This is a genomic window from Marinitoga sp. 38H-ov (assembly GCF_011057715.1).
Taxonomy (GTDB): domain Bacteria; phylum Thermotogota; class Thermotogae; order Petrotogales; family Petrotogaceae; genus Marinitoga.
The window spans coordinates 37,444-51,730 of the sequence record NZ_LNGH01000054.1 but is presented as its reverse complement, the minus strand read 5'-3'; the positions used below and the strand labels follow the sequence as shown (position 1 = coordinate 51,730).

The 14,287-nt window shown below is 24.0% G+C and carries 14 protein-coding genes; 9 read left to right on the top strand and 5 right to left on the bottom strand.

All coding sequences use genetic code 11. The annotated features are described in order from the left end of the window. Window positions 1-53 precede the first annotated feature (53 nt). From AS160_RS10730 to AS160_RS10720, 3 genes are all read right to left on the bottom strand, one after another. A complete protein-coding gene (locus AS160_RS10730; protein ID WP_165148877.1) occupies window positions 54-635 on the bottom strand; it encodes a hypothetical protein in 582 nt (193 codons plus the stop codon). A gap of 347 nt (window positions 636-982) precedes the next feature. Beyond that, window positions 983-1,255, bottom strand: a complete 273-nt coding sequence (locus AS160_RS10725) for a hypothetical protein (RefSeq protein ID WP_165148874.1) — start codon at window positions 1,253-1,255, stop codon at window positions 983-985. Window positions 1,256-1,558: 303 nt separating this feature from the next. Beyond that, the gene (locus tag AS160_RS10720; RefSeq protein WP_165148872.1) at window positions 1,559-2,455 is read right to left on the bottom strand and encodes a hypothetical protein; all 897 of its coding nucleotides are present in this window, start codon (window positions 2,453-2,455) and stop codon (window positions 1,559-1,561) included. Window positions 2,456-2,677: 222 nt separating this feature from the next. Between AS160_RS10720 and AS160_RS10715 the strand changes: the two genes are divergently transcribed. Continuing rightward, window positions 2,678-3,334: an HAD-IB family hydrolase gene (locus AS160_RS10715; protein WP_165148870.1), complete on the top strand. Its 657-nt coding sequence runs from the start codon at window positions 2,678-2,680 to the stop codon at window positions 3,332-3,334. 10 nt (window positions 3,335-3,344) lie between these two features. Beyond that, window positions 3,345-3,584, top strand: coding sequence for a hypothetical protein (locus tag AS160_RS10710; RefSeq protein ID WP_165148868.1), 240 nt, complete (start codon window positions 3,345-3,347; stop codon window positions 3,582-3,584). A gap of 23 nt (window positions 3,585-3,607) precedes the next feature. Here AS160_RS10710 and pepT read toward each other — a convergent pair whose 3' ends face one another. Both pepT and AS160_RS10700 read right to left on the bottom strand, forming a co-directional pair. Further along, entirely contained in the window at window positions 3,608-4,825 is a 1,218-nt protein-coding gene (pepT, locus tag AS160_RS10705) for a peptidase T (RefSeq protein ID WP_165148866.1), read from the bottom strand. A gap of 52 nt (window positions 4,826-4,877) precedes the next feature. Continuing rightward, a complete protein-coding gene (locus tag AS160_RS10700; RefSeq protein WP_165148864.1) occupies window positions 4,878-5,870 on the bottom strand; it encodes a hypothetical protein in 993 nt (330 codons plus the stop codon). 60 nt (window positions 5,871-5,930) lie between these two features. Here AS160_RS10700 and AS160_RS10695 point away from each other — a divergent pair, with 60 nt between their 5' ends. The 7 genes from AS160_RS10695 to trxB all read left to right on the top strand — a co-directional run bounded on the left by AS160_RS10695 (window position 5,931) and on the right by trxB (window position 14,191). Further along, window positions 5,931-6,896, top strand: coding sequence for an alpha/beta hydrolase (locus AS160_RS10695; protein WP_165148862.1), 966 nt, complete (start codon window positions 5,931-5,933; stop codon window positions 6,894-6,896). Then, window positions 6,886-7,908, top strand: a complete 1,023-nt coding sequence (locus tag AS160_RS10690) for an alpha/beta hydrolase (protein WP_165148860.1) — start codon at window positions 6,886-6,888, stop codon at window positions 7,906-7,908. Before AS160_RS10695 ends, AS160_RS10690 begins: the two co-directional genes overlap by 11 nt. A gap of 10 nt (window positions 7,909-7,918) precedes the next feature. Then, window positions 7,919-9,562, top strand: coding sequence for a GGDEF domain-containing protein (locus tag AS160_RS10685; protein WP_165148858.1), 1,644 nt, complete (start codon window positions 7,919-7,921; stop codon window positions 9,560-9,562). Between the two features lie 68 nt (window positions 9,563-9,630). Further along, window positions 9,631-12,036, top strand: a complete 2,406-nt coding sequence (locus AS160_RS10680) for an HD domain-containing phosphohydrolase (protein ID WP_165148856.1) — start codon at window positions 9,631-9,633, stop codon at window positions 12,034-12,036. Window positions 12,037-12,171: 135 nt separating this feature from the next. Continuing rightward, entirely contained in the window at window positions 12,172-12,534 is a 363-nt protein-coding gene (locus tag AS160_RS10675; RefSeq protein WP_165148854.1) for a helix-turn-helix transcriptional regulator, read from the top strand. Between the two features lie 19 nt (window positions 12,535-12,553). Continuing rightward, entirely contained in the window at window positions 12,554-13,231 is a 678-nt protein-coding gene (locus AS160_RS10670; protein WP_165148852.1) for a thioredoxin family protein, read from the top strand. 3 nt (window positions 13,232-13,234) lie between these two features. After that, entirely contained in the window at window positions 13,235-14,191 is a 957-nt protein-coding gene (gene trxB / locus AS160_RS10665; protein WP_165148849.1) for a thioredoxin-disulfide reductase, read from the top strand. Window positions 14,192-14,287: the final 96 nt, after the last annotated feature.

The following is a 14,287-nucleotide window of genomic DNA, read 5'->3' as shown; positions in this document are numbered from 1 at the left end:
CTACTGTTTAAGCAGTAGAAGAATTTTATTTCAAGGGAGTTTGGCTGTATTTTTTAATCTTTAAGTTTATTTAATAATTTTTCTAATTTATTGATATTTTCTGGTATATCTATTTCAATAGATGCTCCAAAAATAAAACCAAAATTATTATTTAGTAAATCCTCTTTTATTCCACCGCTTATATTTATATTTTTGATAAAGGATATGTTTTTTAATAATCCATTTAAATATAAATATATTGTTGAATATGAAAATCCTTTATCTGACCAGGTAAATAGATTTTCTACACTTATCGAAGAAAAATCGTTTATATTCCATATTGCAGTATTATAATTTGAAATATCACAGATTGTTACCAAGCTGGAAAAATTCACTGTTAATCTTGTACCATTTGATAATATAATTCTTTTATTTTTATACCCAATTATCCAATATAATAAAAGGAAATAGTTATCTGATAAATAAAAACCTGGAAAATATCCTAAACTAATTGCGCTTGTTAATGGAATTTGCTCAATAAAATTTGTATTAATCTTAATTTTTGCTATTCCTTCTGTTGATATTCCACCACTAATTTCAATGAAATTTAGAATTCCATAATTCAATGAAAATTTTGATTTATTAATAAAATCCAAATTTAAAATATCATCATCAATAAAAGGTAATGGGTTTATAGAGGTTATTGAAAAAAATATTAATAGTAATACACAAAATGAATAAGATAGATAGTTTTTTCATATTTTTACACCCTTTATATAATAATTCTTTGGTTTTTATTAATATCCGATTTTTTTAGGTTCAATACTGTTATAATTATAAACAGATTTAATCCAATCAATTTTTAATCCTTTCCATGTTCTTACTATATAAAAGGTTATTTCAGCATTTTCTGGATATTTTATTTTTTTTAATCCGTCTGTAACAATTGTTCTTTCTATAATTTTACCATTAGAGTCCAGAGTAATCGAGGCTATTTCTGGATTTAATATATATTTTCATATCCATATTGTGTTATTTTTATGTTTTTATAGTAATAATCTGAATCTGAAGAAAGTGCACTTTCAATATAAATCATTACTTCCTCTTTTTCTAAATCAATATAATATTTTTTCATTAAACTTTTAGCTTTTTCTGGATTTAATACTATTTTTCCTCTTTCTTCAATAATTTCATTTAAAAGTTCATTTAATCTTTCTTTTTCATAATCAATAGTATATTTAAGATAAGTTTCATATTGTCTTGTTGCTACTTCCATTGTATTATAATATTTTTCAATTATATATAAAGGATTAAAGTATAAGTTATATAATATTTTTAGCTGGAAATACAAAATTATTATTGAGATTATAAAAATTATTAATTTAAATCTAAAATTTGAATTCTTCCAATAATACCAATAATTAAATAATTCATAAGACCTCCTAAAATATATATTTATCAAATTATGGAGTTTCATAGCATATATTGTATTTCCCGTTATTTAAATGTGTAAAATAATTATCTTTTGTTATTATAACTTAGAAATACTATTGTAATTTATAAATTTTTTATAGCATACTCATTCATAAATATTTATTAAAATACTACCATCATTTAAACCTGTCAAACCAACTATATTATCAGGTATTTCATATATAACATCTTTTATTTTCCAGTTTTTAGTATTAAGTATTATTAATTTATTACTGCTATATATAGCAACATCATTGTCATTTATAAAGGTTACAAAATATGGTTCATCCATTATTATTTCTGGATAAGCATCTTTTAAATCTATTTCTTTTATTATTTTAGATTCATTATTATAGTATTCAATTTTTATATTGTTTATAAGAATTACATCTCCTTTTGTATTTACGTCTAATTTGGTTGAACCAATAAAATTCTTTTTTACCAGAGTATCATCGCTATTGGTTATATTTAAAAGATGAAGTTCTAATTTCTCTTCGCTATTTTGTATAACAAAAGATAAAAAATTATTGTTTATTTTTGATGGATCAATATCAAAATATACTGAATCTGAATAAGTTTTTATTAACTCCCATTTTTTATCTGGTAATGAGTATTGATAAATTTCCAAGTTTTTATTATTATTATAAAAAAATACTACGGAATTATCATTTGTTACAAATCGAAAAGTAGAATCATATGAAGGTATTGGGAAATTATCTAATGTAATAACATTCCATTTAACTAAATTCTCTAAATTGGAAATATATAAATTATTTCTTCCCATTTCCTTAAACAATACGATATTACCCTTTTTACCAAACGATATTTTATCAGTGTTAATATATTTCTCCATTTCTTTTAAGTATAAATATTTAATTTTGTAGTTTTCAATCTCTACTGTTTCAATAAAATTTTTAGAACTAGGAATTAAGACATTATAGTCTCCAAAAGTTAAAATAAAAGATACAATCATAATAAATACCACTAAAACTATCTTTTTCATATTACACCTCCTATTTTGATTTTTACCTTACAAGTATTTAATTTTATAAATATTTTTTATTAAATTAATGTTATTATAATAAAAATTATTTCAATATTAGTAACTAAAATATTAAATAAAAGTAAATATTAACATTTGATTCAATTAATCTGTGTATCATTAGATTGTTATTAAATACAAAAATATGGTATAATTTCCATATATTTTTATTAGGAGGTAAATATGAAAGATTATGTAGCTTTTTTTGATTTAGATAGAACTATTTTAGATAAATATAGCCCTCAATTGTATTATAAATATGAGATAAAACATGGTAAATTTTCTATTTGGGAATATTATAGAATGGGATTATTTACTGTGTTTTATAAACTTGGTTTTGAAATAAAGGATATGGAAAAGATGACAAGAGAAATGGCTTTAAGATATAAAGGGCAAAAGGTAGATGATGCTTTTGGGTTTGCAAAAAAATGGTTTGAAGAAGATGGGAAATATCATATAAGGGAAAGTATAAAAAAAGAAATTGAATATCATAGAAATAATAATGCATATCTTGTTATAATTTCTGCTTCGCCAGATTCAATAGTAAATCCAGTAGCTGAATATTTAAAATTTGATGATGCTTTATGCACTAGAACTATAATAAAAGATGGAATAATAACAGGAGAGTTAGATGTATATATGTATGAAGAAAATAAAGTTATTGAAGCTAAGAAATTATGTCAATCAAAGAATTTCAATTTAAAAGATGCATATTTTTATAGCGATTCAATATCAGATTTACCTCTTTTAGAATCAGTAGGAAATCCTATCTGTGTTTCTCCGGACTTTAGACTAAAAAGAATTGCGAAAAAAAGAAATTGGAGGATTATAGAAAGATAGGAGGGAGAATATGAATGTATATGCGAAACTTGGTGTTATTTTCCTAATTGTTAGTGGTATTTTTTATACGTTAGAAAGGATTGTAGCAAAATTCATATGGGCTTTAGAAATTTCTGCGGTTAAATTAAGCCCTTCTGGAGGATCGTACAGCTCATATCCAGATATGCCAAATTTATCAGAAAATATTTTTGTAATTGCTTTTTTAATTTTAGGTATAATTTTAATAATATGGGGGTTATTAAAAAAATAATGAGAATGGGTTTACCATTCTCATTATTTTTCAGCAACAATTTTTATTATTTCTAATATTGTTTCAACTGCTTTTTCCATTGAAGGAATTGGAATATATTCATATCTTCCATGGAAGTTGTGACCACCTGTAAAAATATTTGGACATGGTAGGCCCATATATGATAATCTTGCTCCGTCTGTTCCCCCTCTTATAGGTTTTATTATAGGTTTTACTCCTACATTTTCCATAGCTTTTTTGGCTATTTCAACAATTTCCGGATCTATTTTTTCTTTCATATTATAATAGCTATCTTTTAAATCTAATTCAATTGTGCCCTCACCATATTTTCGATTTAATAATTCTGCATTTTTTTCGCATAGCCATTTTTTATTTTCAAATAATGTCTTATCATGATCTCTTACAATCAATGTTAATTTAGCGCTATCACAATCTCCAGAAATATGAACTACATGGAAGAATCCTTCATATTTTTCTGTGTGTTGTGGAGTTTGAGCTTCAGGAAACATCATTGCTAATTCAGCTGCAATTAAAGCAGCATTAATCATCTTATCTTTAGCAGTTCCTGGATGTATACTTTTTCCGTGAATTGTATATGTAGCAGTAGCGGCATTAAAGTTTTCAGCTTCTAACTCTCCAATTTCTCCACCGTCAATTGTATATGCAAAATCTGCACCAAATTTTTCTACATTAAATTTATCAGCACCTCTACCTATTTCTTCATCTGGAGTAAATCCAACTTTGATAGTACCATGTTTTATTTCAGGGTGTTCAATTAAATATTCCATAGCAGTAATAATTTCAGCTATACCAGCCTTATCATCAGCACCTAATAATGTGTTTCCATCAGTAACAATAATTTCTTGCCCTATATAATTATTTAATGATGGAAAATCTTTAGGAGAGAGCACTATATTTTTTTCTTTATTTAAAATAATATCTCCACCTTCGTATTTAACGATTCTTGCTTTAACATCCTTACCTGTTAAAGCTGGTGCGGTATCCATGTGTGCAATAAATCCAATTGTAGGAATATCTTTATCTATATTTGAAGGAAGAGTAGCATAAACGTATCCGTTTTCATCTAATTCTACATCTTTCATTCCAATGTTTTCTAATTCTTCTTTTAAGTATTTTGCAAGTATTAATTGTTCTGGTGTAGATGGACATGTATTTGACTCTTCATTTGAAGTGGTAAAAAATTTTGTATATTCAATAAATCTATCTTGTACTTTTTTCATATTTATACTCCTTTCAATATAATTTATTTAATTAAATATAACAAATTTATGATTAATTGTCAAATTGAAAATCCTTTATTTTTAGTAATCTATCTTCATTTACATCGTATTCTTTGAAGTTATCGTTTGATAAAATATAATAATTATATTTATTTGAAATATACACAATCATATCATCAGCAGGTGAATTAAAGTATACTCTTTTCTTTTCAGATAATAATTTAAGAGAATTTTTATCTTCTAAAAAAAACTCTATATTATTATCAAAAACAATATGAACAGGAAAGAATACAATCTTACCTAAAAATAGATTTTCTAGTATATCTAATAATAGATTTAATGAATTTTTATTTTCATATCGTACTATGTTACTTCCATCTATTACTAAACCTTTAATAGAATCAGTATTAAATAGTTTATAATGATAATACGAAAAATTTTTTAATTGTATATTTAAAAGATGTTGTTCAAATTCATTTAAACTATTATAAATGTCTAAGACTTTTTTTAAATAGCTTTTTTTGTCTTCTAAAGGGTCAATTTTCAATATTTCATCTAATAAATTTTGAATAAACGGATTTTTTTCATCCAAAGGTACATATGTCATTAAAGCATATAGATCTATATAATCTTTAAATGGTAATTTTTTAAATATTACATCTGGTTTGTATAATTCTATTCCATATTTTTTTAATTTTTCTTCATATCCACCAGGTGGAAATTTATCTGGAAACATTAAAAATTTGATCATATCAATATCTTGGTCAAATAAATTATAATATTTTTTTAAATCTCTAATTCTATTTTCTTTTGGTTTTTCTACTATATGTATTAAAAGAAACTGTAAATCATTTAAATGTTTTCTTAGGATTTTTCTTTCAGCGTTTTTACTTAGAAATCTAAAAATAGATAGTAATTTTCTAGTGTTTAATTTTCTTGGTTTTAATAACCATTTATTTACATTAATTACTTCTTTTCTTATTTTATTTTGATGATCAATAAAATCTTTTTCTTCTATAATTTTTAAAATTTGGCCAAAACCCATTTTATTTACTCCTTTATTTTGGTGTATAATATAATATAAAAAGAATTGATGGTGAATATAATGGATAAAGAAAATCTTAAAAAAATATATACTATATTAATAATAATCCTAACTTTTATATGGGGTGGAATTGTATTATTATATGGGTTAATTTTATATGGTATTATATATATATTAAATCTATTATTCAGAAAATTACCAATTGAATCCAAGGATTTTAAAGGACCATATACATATACATATAAAATATTTGGGAAAAATGAATTAAAGTTAGACATATATTATCCCAAAGAAAAAAAAGAAAAATATCCAGTTGTTTTTTTTACACATGGTGGTGGATGGGTATCAGGTTTTAGAAATCAAAGGAACAACATTTCTTGGTGTAGGTTTTTAGCTTCAAAAGGATTTGCAGTTGTTTCTATAGATTATAGGCTTGGAATATCCTATACAATGAACGAGATACTTTCTGATTATACTGATGCATTAAATTATATCAAAAAAAGTGCAGATAAACTATATCTTGATAAAAACAATATTGTTTTAATGGGATTATCTGCTGGAGGTCATCTAACATTATTATACTATGCTTTTAATACATTTTTAAATAATACTGAAAAGATAGAAGGAATAAGAGGTTTAGTATTATATTATGCACCAGGTAATTTAATGCAAATGTTTGATAAAAATGTTAAATCAATATTTGCAAAAGTTGCGACTGCTACAACTTTAAAAGGATTACCAAATAAAACAAAAGAGGGTGAATATATATATTATTCCCCAGTATTTTGGATAAATGAAAATATGAAACCAATTTTATTGGTTCATGGTCAAAAAGATAGAACAGTTCCTGTGTTATCAACTATAGAATTATTTAAAAAATTAAAAGAAAAAGGAATAGAAACAAAGATACTTATTCATAAAAATGGTGATCATGCTTTTGAATTTGAAAATAATGATATACAAACTATTAAAATTTTAGATGAAACAATTAAATTTATAAGGGGTTTGATAAAATATGAAAATTGATTTTTCATATGAAAAGAAAAAAATAGATTATATTTCGGGATTTATTTTTAAAGGAAAACATTATAGATGTAATTATGTTAGATTTAAAACATTATATAGAAATCCAGCTGAAGGTACAGAAACAGTAGAATTGTATAATTTTGAACCTAAAGATAAAATATTGGCATCTGCTTTGATTCTTCACGGTTTAGGTAGTGCTAATATTAAATATATGATATGGCTTGCACGTAGATTATCAAGTGTAGGAATAAACACCACTATATTAATATTGCCAGGTAATTACACAAGAGTTGATAAAAATTCAGTAAGCGGAAGAAGTTACTTGTGGCCTGATTTAAATGTTATGTATAAATTTTGGGAAAATGGTGTAATTGATGCGTTATCTACTTTGGACTTATTAAAACAAGAAGGCTATTGGAAAAAAGAAAATATATTAATAGGTTATTGTTTGGGTGGAATGATAGGGACTATTGTTGAAGCATTAAATCCTCAATTAAAACACTTTTTATTAATGACAACAGGGGGTAATTTACCAGAAATATTGTATAATTCACCAGCTACAAAATTTGTTAGAAATTTAATAAAAAAAGGATTTAAAGATGAATTTGGATTACATGATTCTAAAAAAATATACAACATATATAATGAGCAATTTCCAAAAGTAAAGAACATGACTATAGATGAAATACTAAATTCTGATAATATTCATCCATTGTTTAGGGTGGATCCATTATCATATGCTCATTTAATTGACTCATCTAAGGTTATGTTTGTAGAAGCATTATTTGATAAAACATTATCTAGACAAAGCAGAAAGATGTTAGCTAAAGAATTTAAAGGTGCCAAACATTATATAATTCCAAGTGGACATGTTACATGGTTGCCTTTTGAATTTCTGCTAGCTAAAAAAATTATTTCAAAACTAAATATAGAAGATCTTAGGTTAAAGTCTAGATTATATGGCTTTGATGAGATTGATGAGGCTTTGGATGAAGGGGTAGATAAAAAATAAGGAGGACGAAATGAAAAAAATATTTGATTATCAAATGACAGTTTCAATTATATTGAGTATTTTGCTGCTTATATTTTTCCCAATAACATTTGAATTCCAATTAAAAAATATTATTATAATATTTTTATTAACATTTATTTCAGATAATATTGTAGTTAAATGGAAGAATAAAGACAGGTTAGTTTCTAATTTGCCTGGATTTATTGTTGCATATTTATTTGGTAGCCAATATATTTTATTAGCATCCATTATTACGCTTCTTAGATTAGATAATATAAATATAATAAAAAGAATAAAAAAGTTTTTAGTATACTTTTCAATGTATTATGGATCATATTTACTAGTAAATATGATAAATATAAACATTTATGGGAAAGTTCTCTTATTTGCTATTATTGCAAAATTAATTAATACTTTAATTACGGATATATATAAATTTAAATTAGAAGTATTTAGTGTTGAATTGTTATTCTTTTTGACTGCTACACCAAGTATATATTTTTATTTGATGAGTAATAATGAAATTATTAAATATTATTTCTTATTTCAAAATTTAATATTTTTAGAAATATATTATTTTATTACTAAATATATATATGAAAAGGAAGAGGAAACCATAAAAAATCAAAGGTTAAATAAATTTAATGAGATAATGTTTGAATTTTCAAATTTATTATATTCAAAAACGCTCCATTTTTCTGATAAAAAATTATTTTTTGATGTTGCAAAATTTCTTAATGAAAAGTTTGAGTTTAACTATATTTTAATATCGAAAATAAATTATAATGAAAATTTAATTGAGAGAGTTGCATATTCTGGTTTTACAGAAAAGGAATTTGAAGAATTAAAGAGCAAAGAAGTAAAAGCATCTGAAATTATAAATAATATATTTAGCAATGTTAAATATAAATATGGAGAAGTATATTTTATACCAAATGTAATAAATAAGGTTAATAGTGATAATTATTTTATTATTGAAAATAATGTTAATATTGATACATATTCTGACGAAGATTATAGATGGGATTCGAAAGATCTATTGTTAATTACTCTTAGAGATAAAGATGATAACATATTTGCATATATTTCCTGCGATTCACCTAAAAGTGGTTTAAGACCAACAAAAGAAGAAATGTTGATTTTATCTGTTTTAGGAAGGATTGTATCAATGATTGTATCTCATAAAGAGCATTATATTGAGATGAAGAAATTAAGTGAATTAGATCCTATGACAAAATTATACAATCCATCAAAGTTAAATGCTGATTTAGAATATTATGAAAATAATAAAAAAATAATTTCTTTAGCTTTTATTGATTTAGATGATTTTAAAAAAATTAATGATACATATGGTCATTTAAAAGGTGATGAAATATTAAAAGAGGTTTCAAATATTATAAAAAATTCAATTAGAGAAACAGATAAGGCTTATAGATATGGAGGAGATGAATTTATAATAATTTTTGAAAATATTGATAAGCAAAAAGCAAAAATTATAATGGAAAGAATTAAAAATAATTTAGTGGAAAAAAATATAACATTTAGTGTAGGTATAGTAGATGATAGTAATATTTCTATTAAAGATTTAATAAAAAAAGCAGATGAAAAAGCGTATATTGCAAAAAAAACTGGTAAAAACAAAATAGTATGTTAAAGAAATATTAAAGGTTAAATATTATAATATATATAAAATTATATTTATTATAAAAGCGAAGTGATAAAATGAAAAAAATAATTTTAATTATGCTTGTTATATTTTTTGTTAATATATCTTTTTCAATAACTATAGGTTTATACTTATCAAATCCTATAGTGATAAATGAAGATGAAGGATTTTTAAATGATATTATTAAAAATATAATGGATAAAAGTGGAGTTAAATATAATATAATATTGGATTCTCAGAAAAACTTATTAGAAAAATTATCAAGAAATGAAATAGATGCAGTAGCTCCTTTGGGTTATACTGATGAAAGAGCAAAAAAATACTACTTTAATAAGGAACCTTTATTTTTTGAATGGGCAGTTGTTTATATTAGAAAAGGATTAAATTTAGATAGTATTTTAGATTTGTCTAATAAAAAGATTGGGGTTATGAAAACAGATATCTTTTATGAAGGAAAAGATGGGATAAAGGAAATAATTACGAATTTTAAATTAAATGTAGAATATGTTGAATTTGATAATTATAATGATATATTAAATGAACTTAATAAGGGTAATATTGATGCCGGAGTTATACCGAGATTTTTTGGTTTAGTAGAAGGTAAAAAATATAATAATATATTAAAGACATCTATTATATTTAAACCCATAACAGGTTATATTATGTATAGAAAAGATGAAAATTTGAAATTAATTTTTGATAATTTTGATAATGAATTAAAAAAAATAAAAGAAGATAAGTCATCATTTTATTACACAACATTTGAAAAATATTTTGGTTCTGTTGTTAAGGATAAAATTCCAGAATGGTTAAAACTAACTTTAATAATATCTCTTATTATTTTTGGAATAGTTATTATATTGTTTTATATAAATTCTAAAATATTAAAAAGAAAAGTATATGAAAGAACTAAAGAATTAAATGAAACATTATTTGATTTAGAGGAAAAAATAAAGGAATTGAATAGTTCAAAAGAACTCATTGAAAAGATAGTTAATCTTTCCCCTAATCCTATATTTATAAAAGATTTAGAACAAAATATAATATTTTGTAATAATGCTTTTGCTAAATTATTAAATAAGAATAAGGAAGATTTAATAGGTAAAAATTTATTTGATGAACTTAATAATAATTATATTGAAATGTCATTAATTAATGATTTAGAAAATATTATTAATGAAAAAGAATATAAATATAATAAAATTAATTTGAAAATTAATAATAAACAATGTTATTTTAATGAATATAGAAGTCCTATACAAATAAATGGTGAGAATATAGGGTTATTAATATTATGGGTAAATATTACAGAAAATGTAAAATATCAAAATTATTTAGAAAAGTTAAATGAGAAATTATTTAAAATGATAAATGTTGTTCAAAAATTAGGAAATAAAAATATAGAAATACATGAATATTTTGAAGAATTACTTAATTTAGCTATTGATTTATCAGAAAATGCAGAAGGAGGAAGTTTATCTATTATAGAAGGAGAGAGCTGGAAGTATATCTCAGCAGTAGGTCATGATATAAAAACTTTAAAAAATTTAGAATTAAAAAAAGATTATATGATACAAACAGATGAGGATTTAAAGATTTTTAATGGAGAAGAATTGGAAAAATTTAATGAAAAAATGTTTAAAAATAAGAAAGAAAAGGAATTATTTTTTAGTTCTATAAAACCAATAAAAGAGGTAATGATTGCAACAACTAAAATTGATAACAATAAAACGTTATCATTTGCTTTAGATATATTAAAGGGAAGCGAAAAACATTTCAATGAAAATGATAAAAGAATATTTTATGCATTAATAAATATTGCAAAAAATACATTAAAATTAAAATTAAATATAGATCAAGTAAAAAATGCTTATTTAAATTTTGCAAGAAAATTAGCAGTTATTGCTGAAGCACATGATGATGTTACTGGATCTCATATATATAGAGTTGGTGAATTGGCTCAATATATAGCAATTAAATTAAATTTGCCCGAAGATAATATTATTGAGATTAAAGAGTTTTCGCCATTGCATGATATAGGAAAAATTTTTATACCTTTAGAAATATTGAATAAAAAATCAAGACTCACAGAAAAAGAATATGAAATAATGAAAAAGCACACAATATATGCTACTAAATTATTAGGAGAGGATGCATATTTTGAAACAGCTTTGAAAATCGCATTATATCATCATGAAAAATATAATGGAAAAGGTTACCCGTTTGGTTTAAAGGGAGATGAAATTCCAATAGAAGCTCAAATAGTATCTTTAGTAGATGTATATGATGCATTGCGTTCAGAAAGACCATATAAAAAAGCTTATTCTCACGAAAAAACTCTTGACATTATATTAAATGGCGATGATAGAACATCTCCTGCTGATTTCAATCCAAAAATATTAGATATATTAAAAAAATATTCTAATGAAATAAAAATAATATATGATACGTTTTTAGATTAAGCCACAATTGTGGCTTTGATTTTTTTAATATTAAAAAAACAAAATTGTTATATTATTGTATTGACAAATATATACATTTTGTATATAATTCCTTTGAAGGTAATATGACTTATTTAGTTGAAATTGGAGGTAAATATGGATCAAGTAAATAATAAATGTAAGGTATTTAATAAAAGTGGGAAATTAATATGTGATTTACTTCTAATATTGATAGCTGAAAATCCAAGTTATGGATATGAATTATCAAATAGGCTGTGTGAAATGGGAATTACAATTCCTGAAGGAGTAGGTCAAAAAGGAAGAGTGTATAGAGCATTATCAGATCTTGAAAAAAACAATGAGATAGAGTTTGATTGGGATATGACTTCAAGTCCTCCCAGAAAAATATATAAAATTACTAAAAAAGGTAAAGAAAGAATAAAAGGGTTTATTATTGAGATGGAAGAGCAAATAGAGGTTTTGAAAAATTTTGTAAAAATAGCGAAAGAAAATATATAAATTATTGGAGGTGTTTTTAATGGAAAGATTATTAGATGATAAAACATTAGAACAAGTAAAGGATTTATTGTCAGAAATGAAAGGTAGAGTAAAAGTATTATTATTTGAAAAAGAAAATTGCGAATATTGTGATGTAACAAAACAATTATTTACTGAATTAAAAGATGGAGTGGATAATATTGATTTAGAAGTTCATCATATAGATTCTCCAATTTCTGAAGAATATAATATTGATAAAACATTAGCTCCTGCAACAATAATTTTAGCATCAAATGGAAGTGATTTAGGAGTAAGATTTTATGGAATCCCATCAGGACATGAATTTAGTACATTATTGCAAGATTTAATATTATTATCAAAAAATGGTGAAGTTGAATTTTCTGAAGATACAGTTAATAAATTAAAAGCAATTGACAAGAAAATGAGATTAAGAGTATTTGTAACACCAACATGTCCATACTGTCCAAGAGCAGTTTTATCAGCTCATCAAGCAGCAATGATTAATGAAAATATAAACGGTGAAATGATTGAAGCAAACGAATTTTTTGATCTATCTAGCAAACACAATGTAAGTTCTGTTCCTCATACAGTTATTGAAGTATTTAATAATGGTGAATGGGAAGTAAAAGGTGAATTTATAGGGGCTTATCCTGAACCAAACTTTGTAGAAGAAGTATTAAAAGCTGTGGAGGGATAATAAATGTTTTTTGATTTGGGTTCCTCTAAAAGTAAAAGCAATTTAAAGGAATACTATGATATGGTTATTATTGGTGGAGGACCTGCAGGTGTAGCAGCAGGGATATATGCTGTTCAAGGTGGAATTAAACCTTTAATTATTGAAAAAGATTTAGATGGTGGTCAGGTAAATTTAACGGAATACGTTGAAAATTACCCAGGTTTTACATCTATAACCGGTGAAGAATTAGCAGAAAAATTTGGTGAACATGCAAAAGAATTTGGAGTTGAATTTCACTACGGTGAAGTTATAAACGTAGATTTTTCTAAAGAAGAAAAAATTATATCTTTAGATGATGGTAATATTGTTAAAGCAAAAGTAGTTGTTATAGCTACAGGTGCTACTCCAAGAAAATTAGGTGTTCCTGGTGAAAAAGAATTTGCTGGTAGAGGTGTTTCATACTGTGCAACATGTGATGGACACTTCTTTAAAAATCAAAAAGTTGCCGTTATAGGTGGAGGTAATACAGCAGTTGAAGAAGCATTATATCTTTCAAAAATAGCAAAAGAAGTATATATTATTCACAGAAGAGATGCTCTTAGAGCTGATAAAATATATCAAGAAAAAGCATTTAATACAGAAAATATTAATTTTATATGGAATACAGTAGTTAAAGAAATTAAAGGCGATAAAAAGGTAAATAAATTAGTTTTAGAAAATCGTGAAACAGGAGAAGTTACAGATTTTGAAGTTGATGGTGTATTTGTATTTGTAGGAGTATTACCAGTAACTCAATTATTCAAAGATAAAATAGAATTAGATGAATTTGGATACATTATCACAGACAAACATATGGAAACAAATGTAAAAGGCGTATTTGCTGCAGGAGATGTGGTTCAAAAAGATTTAAGGCAAATAATCACTGCAGCAGCAGATGGAGCTATTGCGGCATCCTTTGCAGTAAGAGAATATTTTAATTAATTAATAAAAAATAACCTCGGAGATTTTCTCTGAGGTTATTTTTTTATATTAAATCATTTTTTTTCTAAAAATACTTTAAATAAATGATGTTGTAAA

Excerpts from the sequence above, each read along its gene's own strand:
- AS160_RS10715 (WP_165148870.1), top strand. The coding sequence starts at position 2,678 with ATGAAAGATTATGTAGCTTTTTTTGATTTAGATAGAACTATTTTAGAT.
- pepT (WP_165148866.1), bottom strand. The coding sequence starts at position 4,825 with ATGAAAAAAGTACAAGATAGATTTATTGAATATACAAAATTTTTTACC.
- AS160_RS10710 (WP_165148868.1), top strand. The coding sequence starts at position 3,345 with ATGAATGTATATGCGAAACTTGGTGTTATTTTCCTAATTGTTAGTGGT.
- AS160_RS10700 (WP_165148864.1), bottom strand. The coding sequence starts at position 5,870 with ATGGGTTTTGGCCAAATTTTAAAAATTATAGAAGAAAAAGATTTTATT.
- AS160_RS10690 (WP_165148860.1), top strand. The coding sequence starts at position 6,886 with ATGAAAATTGATTTTTCATATGAAAAGAAAAAAATAGATTATATTTCG.
- AS160_RS10675 (WP_165148854.1), top strand. The coding sequence starts at position 12,172 with ATGGATCAAGTAAATAATAAATGTAAGGTATTTAATAAAAGTGGGAAA.
- AS160_RS10680 (WP_165148856.1), top strand. The coding sequence starts at position 9,631 with ATGAAAAAAATAATTTTAATTATGCTTGTTATATTTTTTGTTAATATA.
- AS160_RS10685 (WP_165148858.1), top strand. The coding sequence starts at position 7,919 with ATGAAAAAAATATTTGATTATCAAATGACAGTTTCAATTATATTGAGT.
- AS160_RS10695 (WP_165148862.1), top strand. The coding sequence starts at position 5,931 with ATGGATAAAGAAAATCTTAAAAAAATATATACTATATTAATAATAATC.
- AS160_RS10670 (WP_165148852.1), top strand. The coding sequence starts at position 12,554 with ATGGAAAGATTATTAGATGATAAAACATTAGAACAAGTAAAGGATTTA.
- AS160_RS10720 (WP_165148872.1), bottom strand. The coding sequence starts at position 2,455 with ATGAAAAAGATAGTTTTAGTGGTATTTATTATGATTGTATCTTTTATT.
- AS160_RS10725 (WP_165148874.1), bottom strand. The coding sequence starts at position 1,255 with ATGGAAGTAGCAACAAGACAATATGAAACTTATCTTAAATATACTATT.
- trxB (WP_165148849.1), top strand. The coding sequence starts at position 13,235 with ATGTTTTTTGATTTGGGTTCCTCTAAAAGTAAAAGCAATTTAAAGGAA.